The sequence below is a fragment of the Sorangium sp. So ce296 genome (assembly GCF_051529605.1).
Classification (GTDB): Bacteria; Myxococcota_A; Polyangia; order Polyangiales; family Polyangiaceae; genus Sorangium; species Sorangium cellulosum_D.
Genome location: NZ_CP150325.1, coordinates 3,022,023 through 3,040,924, shown reverse-complemented (window position 1 = coordinate 3,040,924; position 18,902 = coordinate 3,022,023). Strand labels below are relative to the sequence as shown.

At 71.3% G+C, this 18,902-nt stretch carries 7 protein-coding genes; 6 read left to right on the top strand and 1 reads right to left on the bottom strand.

Annotation, left to right across the window (positions count from 1 at the left end):
• Nucleotides 1-148: 148 nt before the first annotated feature.
• The 4 genes from WME98_RS11505 (at nt 149) to WME98_RS11490 (ending at nt 5,978) form a co-directional block, all read left to right on the top strand.
• Nucleotides 149-1,261, top strand: coding sequence for a hypothetical protein (locus WME98_RS11505; RefSeq protein ID WP_437951381.1), 1,113 nt, complete (start codon nt 149-151; stop codon nt 1,259-1,261).
• Nucleotides 1,262-1,325: 64 nt separating this feature from the next.
• Nucleotides 1,326-2,981: a DUF2254 family protein gene (locus WME98_RS11500; protein ID WP_061621668.1), complete on the top strand. Its 1,656-nt coding sequence runs from the start codon at nt 1,326-1,328 to the stop codon at nt 2,979-2,981.
• 193 nt (nt 2,982-3,174) lie between these two features.
• The gene (locus WME98_RS11495) at nt 3,175-4,899 is read left to right on the top strand and encodes a protein kinase domain-containing protein (RefSeq protein WP_437951380.1); all 1,725 of its coding nucleotides are present in this window, start codon (nt 3,175-3,177) and stop codon (nt 4,897-4,899) included.
• Nucleotides 4,900-5,369: 470 nt separating this feature from the next.
• Nucleotides 5,370-5,978 carry a hypothetical protein gene (locus tag WME98_RS11490; RefSeq protein WP_437951379.1) on the top strand — a complete coding sequence of 203 codons (609 nt, stop codon included), beginning with the start codon at nt 5,370-5,372 and terminating at the stop codon, nt 5,976-5,978.
• A gap of 72 nt (nt 5,979-6,050) precedes the next feature.
• On the opposite strand, the gene WME98_RS11485 is transcribed toward WME98_RS11490, so the two are convergent.
• Nucleotides 6,051-7,655, bottom strand: a complete 1,605-nt coding sequence (locus tag WME98_RS11485) for a helicase HerA domain-containing protein (RefSeq protein ID WP_437951378.1) — start codon at nt 7,653-7,655, stop codon at nt 6,051-6,053.
• 900 nt (nt 7,656-8,555) lie between these two features.
• On the opposite strand from WME98_RS11485, the gene WME98_RS11480 reads away from it, so the two are divergent.
• Nucleotides 8,556-9,386, top strand: coding sequence for a hypothetical protein (locus WME98_RS11480; protein ID WP_437951377.1), 831 nt, complete (start codon nt 8,556-8,558; stop codon nt 9,384-9,386).
• 328 nt (nt 9,387-9,714) lie between these two features.
• Nucleotides 9,715-18,897, top strand: a complete 9,183-nt coding sequence (locus WME98_RS11475) for a SpvB/TcaC N-terminal domain-containing protein (protein WP_437951376.1) — start codon at nt 9,715-9,717, stop codon at nt 18,895-18,897.
• Nucleotides 18,898-18,902 lie beyond the last annotated feature (5 nt).

Here is an 18,902-nt window from a genome sequence, read left to right as displayed (position 1 = left end):
GCGACCGGCTCCGACATGCGCCCCCACGTGAAGGAACGGGGGCACGTTGCGGATCGTTCCTGGCGCGCCGTGCTGTGATAGTCTCGGCCGTGGCGAGCGCCCCCCGCTGGTGCGATCTCCTCACCTCCCCAACCTCGGATTGCCTGTCGTGAAAGCCCCGTCGCCCCTGCTCGGCTTCAACAACAACGTCCGGCACAAGGGGCGGTTGTTCCACATACAGACCGAGGACTCGGGGATTCGCCACCCGCACATCATCACGCACCTCTTCGCCGACGGCGGGCGCATTCTCAAGACCACGAAGACGTCGTACGCGGAGCACGTCGGCCAGGCCTCGCTCGCCGAGACGGTACGCGGCATGATGAAGGAGCAGCACAAGGCGATGTTCATCGCCCTGCGCGACGGCCACTTCGACTACCTCTTCGACGACAGCGCCGCGCCGCCCGTCTCGGCCCCCGCGGCCGCGGCGCCCGCCGCCGTCGATCCGAGCAAGGCCGCGCGGCCGCCGGCGCCGTCGTCGCCCGAGGTCCCGAGCGCGCCGAAGCCGCCCCCGCCGTCCCGGCCCCTCACGCCGGCGGTCGCGTCCCCCGTCGTGCCGCCCCTCGCGCCCGAGGCGGCGCCGCGCCCGAAGCCGGCCCCCGCGCCGACGCCGCCGCCGAGGCCCGCCGCGCCGCCCGCGAGGCCGGCGCCCGCGCCCGCCGCTGCGCCGCCGGCGCGCGCCGCGGCGCCCGAGCCGGCGCCCGCGTCGGCCAGCGCGCGCCCGCGGCTCGAGCTCGACCCGGTCGGGATCCAGGGGCTCGGCGGCGGAGGGCGCGCGGCCAGCCCGCTCACCGGCAGGGCCGTGCGGCCGCCGGAGATCAAGAAGTCCGAGCCGTCGATCGATCTCGATCTCGACGCGCTCGAGCGCGCCGCGGCCGAGGCGCAGACGCCGTTCTTCCAGCAGATCCAGGACCTCCCCCCGCCGCCCGCGTCGGTGATCGGGCGGCGGTCGGAGTCCGCGGCCTCCGGCGCCGGCGTCTACAGCAACGTCCACCCGGAGCACCCCTCGCCGCCGCCCGCGGCCCCCGTCGCGGTCGAGCACTTCTCGGGCAGCCCCGGCTCCGGCCGCTACGCGGCCTCGCGCCCGGCCAGCATCTTCGCCACCAACCGGCCGTCGGAGGGCGCGTCGATCTTCGGGGACGATCTCATCAGCGAGAAGTCGCTGGACGAGGTGATCCTCAGCTACCTCGCCGAAGATCTCGACAGCCCGCCGGAGAAGAAATAATCGCGCTGCCGCCTTTCATGGCGAACGCCGGGGGCAGGCGCGTGGAGCGAGCGGCGGTCACCTGATGAGCTCGGATCGGACCGCAGGGGAGGACGAGGGGACGCGGCGCCGCGGCGCGGCCTTGGCCCGCATCTGGCTGCGGCCGATGTCGTATCTCCTCGGCGTCAGCATGGCGACCCTGTCGGTCGTCTACCTGCTCGACATCGCGCGGCACGGGAACGAGCGCCTCCCGATCCGCGAGGTGCTGTTGCACATGTCGCCGAGCGACGCCGAGCACATCATGGGCGGCATCGGCGAGGTCATCGCCGCCATCCTCGGCATCGTCATCACGGTGGCCTCCATCATCGTGCAGCTCGCCGCGAACCGGTACACGCCGCGGATCACCGAGATGTTCTTCCGCGACCGGACGAACATGGTCGTGATGGGCTTCTTCGTCGTCAGCGCGGTGTTCTCGCTGTGGGTGAACTTCTCGATCCGCGTCGGCGAGGGCTCGACCGAGCACGCCTTCGTCCCGACGTACGGCGTCCTCGTCACCATGGGGCTGCTCACCGCGAGCCTGCTCATGATGGCGCCCTACTTCCTGTACGTGTTCGACTTCGTCGAGCCCGACAACGTGGTCGGGCGGATCAAGCGGAGCGGCATCGAGCAGGCGCTGCGCCCGGCGGATCAGGAGAGCGACGGCGAGGTCGACGAGCGGCGGGTGACGGCGCTCTCGTCGCTGGAGCAGCTCGCCGACGTGGCGCTCAACGCGATCGACCAGAAGGACAAGGGCATCGCGTCGAAGACCGTCGACTCGCTGTCGGAGCTCGTCGTCGCGTACTTGCCGCACAAGGCGACGCTCGATCCGCGCTGGTTCCAGATCCGCGACCGCCTCGCCAACGACGCCGACTTCGTGAGCATGAACGCCGAGGCGCTCGGCAAGCTCTCGGCCACGCGGACCTGGCTCGAGTACAAGGCGCTCCGCCAGTTCCTCATGGTCTACCGCGAGGCGCTCACGGCGATGCCCGACCTCATCACGCGCATCGCGATCGACACGCGCTACATCGGGCAGACCGCCATCGCCGCGGGCGACCGCGCGGCTGTCGCGGTCGTCGTGAAGTTCTTCAACACCTACATGCGCCGCTCGCTCAACGCGAAGGACATCGCCGCGGCCTACAACAACCTGAACCAGTACCGCTACCTCGCCGAGGAGCTGCTCAAGGCGGGCTGGGGGGATCAGGTCCTCGATATCGCTCGGTATTTCAAGTACTACGCGCAGACGGCGCACGCGATGGGGCTCGCGTTCCTCACCGAGACCGTCGCGTTCGACCTCTGCGTGGTCAACGAGCGCGCGTACGACCTCCACGCACCTGCCCGGGACGAGCTGCTCCAGCTCTTCCTCGAGGTGGACAAGGAAGCCGAGCTCGACCAGCAGGAGCCGTCGCTCCGCGGCGTCCGCAAGGCGCAGGTCAAGCTCGCCACGTACTACCTGCAGAAGGGCGAGGAGGCGCTCGCGCGGCGGATCTACCGCGACATGCGCGACGAGCGGCCCGACCGGCTGCGCTCGATCCGCGCGGAGCTCCTGGCCGTGACGAGCAACGAGTTCTGGGAGATCAACGACCGGGGCGCGGTGTTCGAGTACATCGAGCCCGAGCGGCGGCAGCTCATCCACCGCTTCTTCGAGTGGTTCCCGGCGACGACCATGCGGGAGCCGATCCGCGAGGAGCAGACGCTGGAGTGACGTGTCGGCCGGCGCGCTCGAGGGTGAGCCGGGACGCAGTACACGCAGGCTGGATCCGCGCCGGGCATCGACGCGGCGATTCCCTGAGGCGCGCGGGCGGCGATAGGATCGGGCATGCGCTCCCTGCACCCCGTCGACCCAGCGCAGGAGGGCTAGCCTCGACGAACGCCGAGGTCCCGCGCCGCACACCGAGATGCCCGCCTCACGCCCGCGTCGCAAGCACGCCGAGTCCGATCCTCCGCCGGAGCTGTTCGCCGGCAAGTACCGGCTCGTCCGGATGCTGGGCAAGGGCGCCATGGGCGAGGTGTGGCTCGCCGAGCAGGAGCAGCCGCCGAGCTCCCGGCGCCGCGTCGCGCTGAAGCGGCTGGCCCCGCGGCCCGAGCTCGGCGACGCGGCGAGGGAGTCGTTCTTCGCCGAGGCGGAGGTGATCGCGCGGCTCGATCACCCGAACGTGGTGCGGCTGATCGAGCTCGGCGACTGCGAGGGCTCCGTGTACCTCGCGCTCGACTACATCGACGGGCCCGCCGTCGATCGCGTGCTCAGGAAGGTGGGCGCGCTCTCGCCGCGCGCGGTGGCGTACCTCGGCCGGGAGATGGCGCGGGCGCTCGAGGCGGTGCACAGCCTGCGCGAGGCCGACGGGCGGCGCTACGCGGTCGTCCATCGCGACGTCTCGCCGTCCAACATCCTGATCGCGCGGGACGGCCGCGTCTGCCTGACCGACTTCGGGGTCGCGCGGATCCCGGGCCTCGCGGGCGAGCAGGCCGACGGCGCCGTGTTCAAGGGCAAGCTCCCGTACATGCCCCCGGAGCTCGCGCGCGGCGAGCCGTTCGACGGGCGCGCGGACGTGTTCTCGCTGGGGCTCACGCTGCTCGAGGCGCTGCTCGGCAGCCGGGTGCGCAAGGCCGACACGCAGGCGCAGCTGATCATGCGCGTGGCGTCGACGCCGATCCCGCGCGCGCGCGAGCTCTTGCCCGACCTGTGCGCGCCGCTCGCGGACGCGCTCGACGCGGCGACCGAGTTCCGTATCGACAAGCGCATCGCCAGCGCGGGCAAGCTGGCCGAGGCGCTCGAGCAGGTCCTCTGCGGGATGGGGCACGGCGCCGAGGACGAGGCCAGGAGCGAGCTGAAGGAGCACGTCGAGGCGTACATCGCGAGGGCGGGCTCGCTGAGCGGCGCGGGCTGCGCGTCGCCGTCGCTCCCGCCGGCGAGCGGGCCGGGGCAGAGCTCGCCGGATCTCCTGGGGAGGGCGCAGTCGGGCGTGCCGGGCGCCGCGTCCGGGGATCGACCGTCGGGCCGCCCGTCGGCGCCCGACGCGCGGCGGAGCGCGCCGTCGCTCCGCAGGAGCGGCGCCCCGCGCCCGGTCGGCGCTGCCGTGGGCTCGCTCTCGGTGCAGTACCTCGATTTCGACGGCCCGGAGGACACGCCGCCGCGCCCGCGCGCGCTCGCGGCGTCGACGACGCCGGAGGGCGAGCTCCAGCGGAGCCGTGCCGCGGCGGAGGCTTCGGGCGGCGCGGCGGCGGCGCAGAAGACCGGCGGGGCGAGCGCGTCGGGCAAGGCGAGCGCGGCGGCGGGGGCGAGCGCGTCGGGCAAGGCGAGCGCGGCGGCGGGGGCGAGCGCGTCGGGCAAGGCGAGCGCGGCGGACAAGGCGAGCACGGCGAGCGCGGCGGGCAAGGCGAGCGCGGCGGGCAAGGCGAGCGCGGCGGGCAAGGCGAGCGCGGCGAGCGCGCCGGCGGGGGCGAGCAGCCTGGCCGGGGTGTCTGCGGCGCGCGGCAGCGGGGAGACCGCGCTGGACGAGGCGCCCGAGAGCGGCGGGCTCACCGCCGAGCAGCTGCGGCGCAAGCGGACGATCTTCTTCGCGGGGCTGTTCGTGCTGGGGGCGATCGCGACGATCCGCCTGCTGTTCGCTTCCAGCTGCTAGCTAGCGCCGCGTCGCTCAGAAACGAAGTGGCGGTGGCGAACCGGCGCGATCCGTCGGCCCCCTTCGACTTCACCGGGCGGTGCATCACGCACGGTCAATCGCCTGGTGCGCAGCCCACGCAGGAGCTTTTCGACCCCTCCCGCAGGTTTTTAGAAATTGCACGATTTCGACATTTTTGGAGCGAACACCACGCGAAAACCGCAGTATCATCGGCCGCGCGGCACGTCATGCCACGCTCGCATGACGGTTTGCTTTTGCGCGAATGGCGAGGCTCGCACGAAGGAGACCATTGTTGGATTCGCGGCGGGATGGCGGAGCCTCGTCGAGCCGCGCCGTCGGAGACCTTGGCGCCCCGCGGGCGTGAGCCGCAGGGCGATGGAGATGCAGGAAAGCGGCAATGCCATGGCCGAGCCGTGGATCCGGAGCATGAAGATACATAGGAAGGTGCGGTTCATATGCAGGCGCAGAGAATGTTGATGCGGTTGGGGACGGCGGTCTTCGTTATGCTGACGGCGTCGGGTTGCGTCGTCGCCGAGGGGATGGAGCAACCAGAGAACGAGGAGCTCGACTCGGTCAGCGAAGCTCAGCTGGACCCTGGCATGTTGACTCCTTGGCGGCTGTACACAGCGACCTTCTCGAACGGCCAGCCATTCTTTCGAGCCCTCGCGATCGGAGGGAGCGGCGTGGGCTCCTACCAGGCGGGCACGGAATACTTTTATGTGAGCACGGCGAACCTGCAGTACCTCGGCCAGAAGAGCGTGACCTTCAGCCACACGGACGGCAGCGGCACGCCGCCGGCGCAGAGCGGCTCGCAGCAGTTTCAGCTGCCGGTGAGCTCCTCCTGGACGTCGTTCTCGAGCGACCCGGTGAGCGGCGGATTCCGTTACAAGAGCGGTAACGTGCAGCTGCGGATCGCCACGGGCGGCGGAGAGATCACCCGGCTGACCTGGTATCAGGCGCTCCCCCTAGGACAGAACCCGGCCAACCTCACGCCGAGCGGGACGTTCGCCGCCGGCTCCGGCGCCGTGACGGTCCCGAGCGGGAGCGCGGGATACTATGTCGACATCACGATCCCGTGATTCCGGCAGGGGCGCCTCGCGCACTGCGGGCGCGGCGGGGGGCCCCGAGGGCTGAGTCGCCGCCGTTCGCCATCAGCCGATCTGGAGCGCGCGCAGCACGGCCGCCTCGTTCAGCGCGTGACGGCCGCCCTGGACCGAGGCGAAGCCCGCGTGGGCGAGCGCGGCGAGCGCGCGCGCGGCGCGCCGGATCTCGACCTGGCTGCGCGAGCCGCCGCGCGCGGCGAGCTCCTCCGCGGTCAGCGCCGCGCCGCCGGCGAGCAGCTTCGCGGCCAGGGCGACGTGCGCCGCCGAGCGGGGCGAGCGCCGCCGCGCGTGGCTCCTCGCGGCGCTCACCATCCGCTGGACGCCGCGCGCCTTCAGCAACGCCGCGGGCGGCATCGCGAGATCCCGGAGCGACGGCGAGGAGGGCCTCGCGGCGACCTTCACGGCCGCGCCGCCCGGCGCCGGCGCGAGCGGGGCCGCGGGCGACGCTGGGAGGTGGCTCCGCGGCGCGCCGGGGGCGTGCGCGGCCAGCGCGCCGGGAGCTGCCGTCGGCGGCGTGCCGGGGGCGTACGCGGCCAGCGCGCCGGGAGCCGGGGCTGGCGGCGCGCCGGGAGCGGGCGCCGCCTGCGGGCGCGCGCCGTCGCTCTGGCCGGCGCGCGCCACGATCTCGTTCTGGATCACCACCTTGACGACGCCGGCGACCTGCAGCGCCGTGCGCAGGCGCTCGGCCTCGGCCTCGGCCGCCCTGCGCGCCTGGTCGGCCTGCTCGAGCTGCTGCTGGAGGCGGCGGATCTCGGCCCGCAGCGCGACGCTCGGATCCGGCGCCGGCGGGCGCGCGCTCTCGCCCGCGAGCGCCTCGCGCAGCTCGTCGATGAGCGTGCTCAGCGCGGCGTCGGCGATGCGCGGCGCGCCGCCGGCCTCGCCGGTCCAGCTCGGCGCGTCGCCGCCGTGGGCGGTGTGGCGGGCGCGCCAGCGCTCGAAGCGCCCGGCGGCGGGCAGGTAGAACTCGCCGGACGGGAGCGCGCGGAACTCCTCGAACGGGTGGCCGTCGACGAGCGCCTTCACCGCGTCGTAGTCGCGCTCGATCTCGAAGCCGCCGATCGCCGGGAAGTTGAGCTGGCTCATGAGCTCCTTCGAGACGGCCTGCGTGCGCTGGCTCGCGACGACGAGGAGGACGCCGCGCTTGCGGCCCTGCTTGGCGAGGCGGTGCAGGATCTCCGAGGTGAGCGACGCGCCCGATTGCGGGGCGAAGAGGTGCACCTCCTCGACCACGACGGCCGCCGGCGCGCGGCGCTCGGACAGGAGCGCCCAGAGCCGCTCGAGGAACGGGAGCGCGGCCTCCTGCTGGGCGCGGCTCGTCGGCTGATCGGACAGGTCGACGACGAGGCCGAGCCCTTCGTCGAGCACCCGCGCGAGCGCGAGCTCCGCCGCGCGCTCGCGCGACGAGAGCGGCAGGTCCGCGTGGGCGCCGCCGAGGACGAGCGCGCGGAACCGCTCGCGCAGCGTGTGGAGCTCCCCCTCGGGATCGATCGCGACGACCGGGATGCCGGCCGCGAGCAGCTCCTCGCAGAAGACCCCGACGCCGAAGCTCTTGCCGCGCCCGGACGAGGCCCAGATGCCGACGCGCAGGCCGGTGCGCGCGTAGTCGGAGAGATCGAGTCGGTAGCCGTCGCAGAGGGAGAGGATGGGGCTCAAGGGGTCGCCTCCGTGGGGCTCGGGGCTTGTCGCGCTCGCCGGTGGACTGTAGGCGAGCGCGGCGGGGCGGGCGAGCCGGACGGGCGGCATCGCACGGAAGCGGCGGGCGCGCGGGCGGTGGCCTCGAAGGGGCTACCGCGCGATCGAGGTATGTCGCGCGGGGCTGGCGCTCCGTCGTCGGCGCTGCCTCGACCGCGTGACCACAGCGGCGGGTCCACACCCGCTGCGGCGCCGGCAGGAGATCGAACCCCCGGCGCTCGGGCGCAAGGCCAGCCTGGATGGGGGCCGACCCCCAGGCGACCGGGTGTAGGGCCTGGTTCGAGGGGGGTCGAACCCCCCGGCGCTCGGGCGCGATGCCAGGCGAGACGGGGGCGAACCCCCCCGGGCGATCGGGTGCAGGGCCAGGTGCGAGGGGGATCGAACCCCCCGCGACCAGGCGCGATGCCAGACGAAACGGGGGGCGAACCCCCCGCGACCAGGCGCGATGGCGGATCCGAGGGGGGTTGAACCCCCGCCCGACCGGGCATGAGGCCAGATCCAAGGGGGGTTGAACCCCCGCCCGACCGGGCATGAGGCCAGGTCCAACGGGGGTCGACCCCTGGGCGAGCGAGCGCAGGGCCAGGTCCGGGGAGTCGACCCCTCGGGGACCAGACCAGGCATGTACGGGCGGAGCCCTGGAATGCTTCTGGCCAGGGGCCACGATAACAGTTCGTTGGAGCCACGGCATCATACTCCGGGAGGACTGGAAACAGGGGCGAGTCTCATTGACACATCATGGACCGCCAGCGCGGATGTGAGCGACGCTGCCGCAATGGGGCGACGGCGTCGACACCGTGCTTGCGCTCGCCGAACCTCATTTCATCCGTGTATGTTCCGCACTTCCCCCGAAGGGAGGATTCCATGGATGCTACGCTCGAATCGATCTTCAACCTGTATGTCTTCACCACCGGCCGTCGGCTCTTCGCCCTCCGGCAGGTCCGCGCCCTGGCCAAGGAACAGCGCTTCACGGAGCTCGTGAAGCACTGCGACGCCGCGCTCGAGCACGATCTCGCCACGCGCGCGCTGGAGCGCCGCTGGGCCGGAGAGCCCGCGGCCACGGGGGCGAACCCCGCGGCCCAGCGCATCGATGTGCTCGTCGACCGCACGCTCGGCGCCATCCGCGATCACGTCGTCGCGCAGACGCAGGGCGCCGCGCCCGACGACCCCATCCACAAGGAGGTCGCGGCGTTCTTGAGACCGATCTTCCCTGTGAGCGTACAGGCGATCACCTCGCTTCCGTACGTCGATGAGCTCGCGGCCGTCGATGATATCGTCGCCCTGCTCAAGGGCGAGCTCGCCCCGGCGGTGAGGGAGTTCGGCCTCGGCCGCCTGGTCACCCGCCTCGCGGATCTCGCGGTCCAGTACCGCGACGCGCTCGAGGCGCCGCCGCCGTCGCTCATCGACTGGGGCCGGGTGCGCGCCGCGCGCGCCGAAGGTCAGGGCCTCCTGCTGGAGGCGGTCGCCATCATCCTGGGCAAGCACCACGAGCGCACCCGCGAGGGGACCGCGGCCCGGCTCGCGCTACTGGCGCCGATCCTCCAGCAAAACGAGGCGATCGGGCAGTACCTGCGCTCGCGGCGCGCGATCGCCGATGTGAACCCGGAGACAGGCGAGGACGAGCCCGCTGCGCCGGCCCCGGCCGTGGCCCCGGCGCAGCCGCCGGGCGAGACTGAGCAGCCGCCGATCGCGTGACGGCTGGACCGACCGGCGCGCCGAGCCGCGGTCGCGGGGCGCGCCGGTCACCGTTCTCGACGGCGTCGGCTCTTCTGCAGCGGAAGCGTCTTTGTCAATTGCATTTCGCCCGTTCGAATGCTGCTGCGATGATGTTCGTGCGCGGCCCGCAGAAAGATGTGGCTCGGGATCGGAGACGACAGCGGCGCCCATTCATTGCTTTCGCGAAAAACGGATTGACACGGCGCGTTCTGCCGTGAATTCCTGTGCGCCAACCAACGGAACTTGCGTCGGGGGATCTCGAATGCGACACACGGGCTGGTCGTATCGTCTCGTGGTATTTTGTGCTGTGGTGCTCTTGCTCGGGCGGGGGCACGAGGGGCTCGCGCTGGCCGGGCCGCCGGAGCCGCGGCTTCTTTCGCTGTCGCCTCCGGGCGGCGGGGTGGCGCTCTCGGCGATTCCATTGCGGCTGCCGAGCGACGGCGCAGGGGGGCTGCTCTTGGGGCCTCGTCTCGACGCGCCGCTGGTCGAGGACGTGGGGGCGCCTCATGGAGAAATGGTGCTCCCCGACCAGGCCCGGGTGGTGGCGTTCGAGGGGGCTGTCCTGGAGATCCCGCAGGGCGCGGTGGACGAGCCGGTGCGGATCACGATCCGGCCGCTTTCCCAGGGCGAGGTGCGGCCGATGGGGCGTGCGATGGTCAACGTCACGCCCGGGGGGAGGGCGTATCGCTTCGGGCCGCACGGGCTCAGGTTCAAGAAGCCGGTGCGGCTGACGCTGCCGGTTGACGAGCACGCCATTCCTCCGGGGATGACGGCGCAGCACGTGACGGGCTTCTATTTCGACGAGGCGCTCGGCACCTGGCAGCGCGTCGAGCGAGCCGGCGAGGCCGCGAAGGGGAAGCTGGCGAGCCTGACCGATCATTTCACCGATTTCATCAACGCGACCCTGGCGATGCCCGATGCGCCGGGGGCGCGCTCGTTCGATCCGAGCAGCATCAAGGGGCTCGCGCTCGGCAGCCCGCTCGCCGGCGTGGCGCTGATCGCGCCGCCGGAGTCGAGCTCGAGCGGCGCGGCGCAGCTGAGCCATCCGATCGTGGTCCCGCCGGGGCGCAACGGAATCCAGCCGTCGCTCGCCATTCGCTACGACAGCGAGCACCGCAACGGGTGGCTCGGCGTGGGCTGGGATCTGCGGCTGTCGCGGGTGGAGATCGACACGCGCTTCGGCGTGCCGACGTACGCGACGGGCGAGGAGCGCTATGCGCTCGACGGGAGCGAGCTCGTGCGGACTGGCGACGTGTCGGTCGAGCCGCAGGTCTACCGGCAGCGGGTGGAGGGGCGCTTTGCGCGGATCCTGCGCCACGGGACCGGACCGGACAGCTATCACTGGGAGGTCACGGACAAGGACGGGATGACGTATGTGTACGGCCGCAGCGAAGACGCGCGGCTCGCCGACCCGGACCCGGACCGGCCGGGCAACGTGTTCCGCTGGTACCTGGAGGAGGTCCGCGACCCGTTCGGCAACCAGATGTTCTTCCATTACGCGCATCGGGTGGAGCCCTCGGGCCCGGCGCCGCTCATCGAGGTGCATCCCGAGCGCATCGAGTACACGGCCAACACGTCGCAGGGCGTCGAGGCGGCGTATGCCGTCGACTTCATCTCGGAGGGCGGCCGGAAGGACGTGACGCTGAACGGCAGGCCGGGCTTCCTGGAGCAGACCAGCGAGCGGCTCCGGCGCGTGGACGTGCGGTTCGGCGAGACGATCATCCGCAGCTACGCGCTCGAGTACGCCGAAGGGGATTTTGGCAAGAGCTTGCTCCAGGCGATCGCCGTCCTCGGCAAGGGGAGCCGCGACGGCGAGGGGACGCTCACGAGCGAGGAGCTCTATCGTCACACGTTCGAGTACTTCACCGCGCCGCGCACCGCGTCCGGGCAGCCCGGGGCGTTCGCGGCCGAGGCCGAGACGTGGGGACAGGCGTGGTCTCAGAAAGGCCTGTCGCGCACGGAGGACTCGACCTTCGGCGGCAGCGTGTCGGTGGGGCTGCTCGGGATCGTCAGCGTGGGCGGCGGCGGGTACAGCGGCGACCAGACGACGCGCGCCAGCCTGCTCGACCTGAACGGCGACGGATTGCCCGACTTCGCCGGCGACGGCGGGGACGCGCTGCGCAACCTGCTGCGCCTTCCCGACCACAATCACTTCGATCCGTTCCACCTCGGCGGGCTCTCCCCGGGGGATCTCGGGCTGACGGACACCTCGGGGTGGAGCGTTCACGCGGGCATCAACGTGGGCGATGCGCTCAGCGCGTCGGCGGCGTACACGCGCAGCCGGGCGGAAGACGAGCGGGTCGTCTCGGATCTCAACGGCGACGGGTTCCCCGATCTCGTGTCGGTCGGGGGCCTCGGCCAGCTCCAGGTCGCGCTCAACGATCGGCGCGGCGGGTTCCTGGGCGCGAAGGACTGGGGGGCCGTCGCCGGCAGCGCGCCGTCGGGCCGCCCGGACTTCGCGCTGGCGTCGCGCGCCGACTTCTTTCCGGCCGACCCGATGCTGCGGTGGATCGCGCCGTTCGAGGGGGACGTGCGCATCGGGGGCGTGCTGCAAAAGCAGGAGGCGGGCGGCGATGGGCTGCGCGTGGAGCTGGTGCGCAACGGGGAGCTGCCGCCGCTGTTCGGCCATGCGTTCGGTCCGGACGAGCTCGGGCCGTGCGCGATCGGCGCGGGCGATTGCGGGGGCGCGCCGCTCTCGGTCCACGTGCTCGCGGGCGATCGTCTCTACTTCCGGGTGAGCGCGGCGCCCGAGATCGACCCGGAGCGGGTGGTGAACACGGCGTCCGACCTTCTGTCGTGGAGCCCGACGATCACCTACGAGGTCAGCGAGGAGCTGCTCGGGCAGGTGGGACCGGACGGCCGGCCCATCCATCGATTCGAGTACGCGCAGGACCATCGCCTCGGGGGGCGGCCCGAGGTGCCGTGGGTCGCGTCGTCGGACGGCCTCGTGAGCATCACCGGCGATCTTGTGAAAGGGTCGACGAGCGATCAGCTGCGGGTGTCGATCGCGCGGGAGAGCGAGGGCACGTTCCACAGCGTGATGGATGAGGAGGTGGTGAGCGCGGACGCAGGGGTGCTGGCGCTCGCGGGACGCATTCACGGCGACGAGAACGGCCTGGTGCGGGTGAAGGAGGGCGATCGGCTCTGGTTCCGGGTGAAATCGGACGTGCCGGACGACCCGGCGCGCGTCTCGTGGACGCCGATGGTCGACTACCGGACCTACTGCCGGGCCGATCGGCAGACGGGCGAGCGGCGCTGCGGGCCGGTGCAGTGCGTAATCCAGCCGAACGGCCGCGCCGGCTGCAAGCTGGACAGCGACACGGCCGAGGATGCGCCGCTTCCGGTGGCGCTGATCCAGCAGCAGCCGTATGTCGCGATGCCCGTGCAGCGGTGGAGGCCGGGGGCGCGCCGCTCGCCGTGGATCGCGACCGAGACGGGCACGGTGCGGCTCGAAGGGACGGTGGTCGTGCCGGGGAATACGTCGCTGACGCTGCTGGTGCAAGGCGTGCACCGGCTGCTCCACAAGCAGCTGTACGTGCCTGCGAGCAGCGCCGGAAGCGCGGTGACCATGTCGGTCGATCTCCAGGTCCAGGCCGGCGAGCCGATCTACGTCACGCTCTTCCAGACGAACCCGGCCGACAGCAACGGAGCGATCATCGGCGCGAGCATCGATGGGGCGCCGGTGTGGTTCACCGTCCTCGTGCCGGATCCGGCGTCCGAGGCGCTCGTCGACGGCGCTCCGCAGGACCCGACGGCGGGTGGGTTCCACGGCTGGTCCGTCGGCTTCATGAACGGAGACCGCGCGTTCTCCGAGGCGGACATCCTGTTTCCGACGCGCGACCCCGAGCGCGGCTTCACGCTCGCGGTGCCGCTCTCGCTGGAGGACGGCACGCGGATCTGGGGCGCGGCGGCGTCGGAGGCGTTCGTGGGCGGCGATCGGGTCTTGCCGTCGGTGGTGGGGCGGCTCTCGGGGCAGCGCCACCGGGGCAGCGTGCGCTACGCGGAGACGTGGAACGCGGAGCTCACGGCGGGCGCAGGCCCGGTGGGCGGCGGCTACAGCTTCGGCAGCACGACGACGGACCTGGAGCTGATCGATCTGAACGGCGACCGCTACCCGGACCGCGTGACGCGCGAGGGCGCGGTGCTCAATACGGGCCGGGGGTTCGGCGCGAGCGCGTCGTTCTCGCTGCCGGAGGCGCTGCGGCGGGTGGAGCACCGGACGGTGCGGCTGAGCGGCGACCTTGCGTCGCTCACGTTCAGCGCGGGAGACGAGGAGGAGCAGACGCTCAACAAGACCGACAGCCGGGGGCGCTCGCAAGGATACCTGCGCACGAGCTTCAGCGCCGGGACGAGCTACGGATTGTCGGCCGCGCACGTGGAGCTGCTCGACATCAACGGCGACGGGCTTGTCGACCAGGTGACGCAGAACCCCGAGAGCGAGGAGATGACGGTGGCGCTGAACCTCGGCTACCGGTTCACGGCGCCGGTGCCGTGGCAGCGGGACGGGTTCACCAAAGGCAGCTTCGACGCGGGCGAGCTGAACGGCGCGCTCGGCGAGGTGCTGGGCTTCTTCTCGGACGCCGCGGGCGTGGAGGCGGTGCGGCTGGAGGACACGGGCGCGCAGAGCGTCGGGTTCGGGGCGAGCGCGGGCGGCTCCAGCGGCGGGGTGAGCGCCAGCGTGGGCGCCGGGATCGGCTACACGCGCACGACGGCGCGCACGATCGTGGACTTCGTCGACATGAACGGCGACGGGCTGCCGGACAAGGTGATGAAGGATCCGGGGGAGACGTCGTTCCGGGTGCAGCTGAACCTCGGCGACCGGTTCGCCGCGGAGGAGCAATGGCCGGCCGGCGCCTGGGGCGTGAACATCGACCCGCAGGAGTACACGTTCATGGGCGGCGGCGATGCGGTGGGCTTCCGGCGCTCGGAGAGCCTCGACGGCAGCGTGTCGCTCCAGGTCTGTTACTTCGTCTGCATCGGCGGGTCGGTGTACTACTCCGAGGGCAGCGGGGGGTCGCAGCTCGGGTTCGAGGACATCGACGGCGACGGGCTGGCCGACCACGTGCTGAAGCGGGACGGCGACAGCGCTGTGCGGGCCCGGAAAAATGCCATCGGCAAGGCGAACCTGCTGTGGCGCGTGCACCGGCCGCTGGGCGGGAGCGTGGAGCTCGACTACCGGCGCGAGGGCAACCTGGTGGTGCCGAGGGAGGTCGCGGGGAATGCGCCGGTGGACGACAGCGGGCTGCCCGCGGATGACGCGAGCACGGCGATCGACGACAGGACGGCGGTGGTCGACATGCCGTCGAGCCAGTGGGTGCTGAGCGACGTGGTCGCGCGCGACGGCGTGGAGGGCGTGAGCGGCGCGCACGGGGTGCACACGTACTGGACGCAGATCGGCACGTACGGGGACGGGGTGTACCACCGCGATGAGCGGCTGGACCTCGGGTACCGGCGTGTCACGACGACGACGCTGGGCCAGGATGAGGATGGGGTCTCCGCGATGTCGGTCGAGGAGGTCGATTACCGGAACGAGGACATCTACCGGCGCGGGCTCGCGGCGCGCTCGACGCTGCGCGACGGCGACGGGATGCTCTACACGGTGGAGGAGATCGAGCACCAGGCGCCCGATCTTGCGCAGATCGCGGCGAACGGGTGGTTCTTCCCGAGGGAGACGGCGCGGAGGAGCGCGTTCTACGAGGGGATCACGGACGACCCGGCGGCGACCCACAAGAGCACGCGGGAGACGCGGTCCTATGACGAGGACGGCAACCTCACGGACGTGTTCTCCTACGGCGAGGAGGGGACCTCGGCCGACGACGTGCACCACCACATCAAGTACGAGCAGGACGACGCGCCCTACTTCGTGAAGGCGAGGCTGGTGCAGACGACGGACGCGGAGGGGCGCGTGCTGCGCGAGCGCACGGCGACGTACGGGCCGGGGACGGGTGCGCTCGCGACGCTCACGAACGTGATCCGCGGGGGCAAGCGACCGGACGGCTCGCCGTACGCGGGCGACCAGGCGACGTGGAGCTTTGCCTACGATGAGCTCGGCAACCTGGCGACGTTCACCGATCCGGCCAGCTACAAGCTGACCTATGGCTACGATGCGCTGACGCAGAGCTACCGCACGTGCGTGACCGACAGCTTCGGCTACCGCTCGATCAGCGTGCCCAACTACGCGTTCGGTACCGTCGCGCAGGAGACCGATGTCAACGGGCACACGATCGCGCATCGGTACGATGACTTCGGCCGGCTGATCGGGGTCTGGGGCCCGAACGACCTTACCGAGCCACAGACGCTTCCGGTCGGATGCACGCCGAGCAAGATCTGGAGCGAGGAGTACCTCGACGGAGAAGGCGAGCCAGCGGTCGGCTTCGAGTATGCGCTCCAGCCCAATCAGTCGACGGCGCCGCCTGCATGGGCAAGGACGAGCCACAAGGATGCGGAGCACCCGGGCGATCCGATTGTGACGGTGACGTTCGCCGACGGGCTCGGGCGGGTGATCCAGACCAAGAAGGACCTGGAGCGCGACACGGGCACGGGTACCGAGGTCGGGATGACGGTGAGCGGCGCGGTGGCGTTCGACGCGCTGGGCCGGGTGAAAGAGCAGGGGCAGCCGGTGTTCAGCACGGAGCCGGACACGACGTTCGTCGCCGTGGGGCTCCTGAGGCCTTCGCACTTTCACTACGACGTGCTGTCGCGGACGCGGCGGGTCGAGGCGCCCGACCCGAAGGCCGAGGCGACGGACGGCCACGCGCGGACGCTGATCGAATACGACGTGGTGCAGTTCGACGGGCGGCTGCTGTTCCAGGAGACGGTGATCGACGCGAACGGCAAGTCGCGGAGCAGCTACCGGGACGTGGGCGGGCGGATCGCGGCGGTCGAGGAGTGGAACACGATCGACGGCGTTCAGCAGCAGATCGTGACGCGGTACGAGCACAACCCGCTGGGCGAGCTTTTGCGGGTGACGGACGCGCGCAACAACGCGACCACGGCGACGTACGATTCGGTCGGGCGCATGGTGGAGCTCGTGAGCCCCGACGCCGGGCGCACGGAGTGGCGGTATGACCTGGCCGGCAACCTGCGGGCGAAGCAGACGGCGGAGCTCGGGTTGCGCGGTCAGCTGATCCGGTACGAGTACACCTACAACCGGCTGTCGAAGATCGACTATCCGGTGACGCAGGACGTGGTGTACACGTACGGCGCCGCCGATGAGGCCGGCGACGCGAAGGGCAACCGCGCGGGGCGGCTGACGCAGGAGACGAGCGCGGCGGGGACGCGGAGCTATCGCTACGATCGCTTCGGGAACGTGGCCGAGCTCGTGGCGGAGTTCCCGCGGCTGCGGGAGCCGCACCGGGGGCCGTACCAGGCGACGCTGAGCTACGTGTTCGATTCTCTGGGGCGGATGCAGGAGATCCACTTCCCCGGCTCCGGCGAGGAGATCGTGCGCTACGGGTACGACCGCGGCGGCCTCCTGGTGTCGGCCATCGGGGAGAACCAGAAGGTCAATCCGCAGCACCCGGATGAGCCGATGACGACCGAGTACCTGAGGCACATCGGGTACGACGAGTTCGGGCAGCGGGTGCGGGTCGTGGCGGGCAACGGGGTCGAGACGAAGTACCGTTACAACGAATCGACGCGGCGGCTGTCGGAGGTGGACGCGGATCACCGGACGCCGCAGATGCAGCAGATGGGGCGGCCGCCGAGGGCGTTCCAGCGGCTGCGCTACGACTACGATCTCGTGGGCAACGTGCTCGCGCTCGACAACGCGGTGCCGTTCGACGAGTCGCTGGGCGGGGCGGTGATGGTCGCGACGACGCAGCAGCGGTTCGCGTACGACGACCTGAACCAGCTGACCGCGGCGTCGGGGACCTACCAGGAGAGGGGGCACGAGCAGCAGCGGTACACGCTCGACATCGCGTACGACGTCCTCGGAAACGTGAAGAAGAAGGGGCAGGAGGTCGCGCGCTACGTGCCGAATGGCCCGGGGCAATGGCGGTTCGAACAGCCCATCCGGGAGAGGACGTACCGGAACGAGTACCGCTACACGGGGCCGAGGCCGCACGCGGCGAATCAGGTGGACGAGTTCGTGCCGGCGGAGTCGCAGCCGCGGCTGCGGGAGCTGTTCCACGACGCGAACGGCAACCACAAGGAGTGGAAGTACCGCGGCAGCCCGCAGCGGGCCTTGAGCTGGGACGAGGACAACCGGCTGGTCTCGGTACGCGAGAACGGGCAGGAGCTGTCGCGGGCGCTGTACGACGGCGCCGGGGAGCGGCGGGTGCACCTGCACCGGGTGGCCGGCGAGGAGGAGACGGCGTACGTCGACCAGCACCTCGTGGTGCGCAACGGGGTGACGGCGACGAAGCACATCTTCGCGGGTGAGACGCGGATCGCGAGCAAGATCGACGCCGATTGGTTCCAGGAGCCGCCGGTCTTGTACTACCACCCCGACCACCTCGGCAGCACGCAGTACGTCACCGACCAGGACCAGCAGCTGAGCCAGCACGTCGAGTACCTGCCGAGCGGCGAGCTGTGGACCGACCAGACGGACTCGCGGTTCCAGAACCGGCAGCCGTACCTGTTCAACGGCAAGGAGCTCGACCTCTCGACGGGGCTGTACCATTACGGGGCGCGGAGCTATGAGCCGCGGCTCGGGGTGTGGCTCAGCCCGGATCCTATCCTCGACCAGTACATGCGGGGGGCGCCGAACGGCGGCGTTTACAGTCCATCGAATCTCTGGTCGTACACCTACACGGGCAACAACCCTGTCGTGTGCATCGACAAGGATGGCCGGTTCGCCTGGATTGCTGTCGCCGCTGTCGCCGTCGGCGTGCTCTTTACGCCACAGTACGCCAACGCGCCCGGGCACAATGAGCCCATCCACAACAGCAAGTCGGGCATCGAACTCGGTTACGAGATGGCCCAGACCTCCCTCACAGCGTACGGCGCAATGAGCAACCCTGCCGGGTTCGCTCAGGCGTACATGCAGCAGCAAGCGATAGCGACGATCAAGGACGCAGCTGACACCGTTGATCCGAGCGGGTCGCTCCGCGGGGCCATCGAGAAGGTCGAGCCTGTCGCATCGATGATGGCGCCGGGGGGCAAAGGAGGCGGGCCAAAGCTCGGTGTCAAGGCCAGCGCACCCAAGGCGCCGAAGGCAGCAAAACCCGATGGCTATGCGGCGCGATACGCGGACGGAACCCTGGTGAAGGAGAGCCAGCGACCCCCGCACGTGAGTGGTCCGGATCCGGCTGCGGGAGGGCGGCCTCACACGGTCCTGCGATGGGACGCGAACGGCAGACTCTACGGCGCCAAGGAGTTCGGCAACGGGGGCACGCATCCAACTAGAGACATGAGCTTCACCCAGCCGACTTTCCCGAACGGAACCCCGCGTCCGGACCATATGCCTCCACCCACGGCGCATCCATACTTGCCCAACCCGACGGGCGGCTCACCGAAGAGAGGCCCCGAGGGTCCCCTGAATCCGTAGCTCGG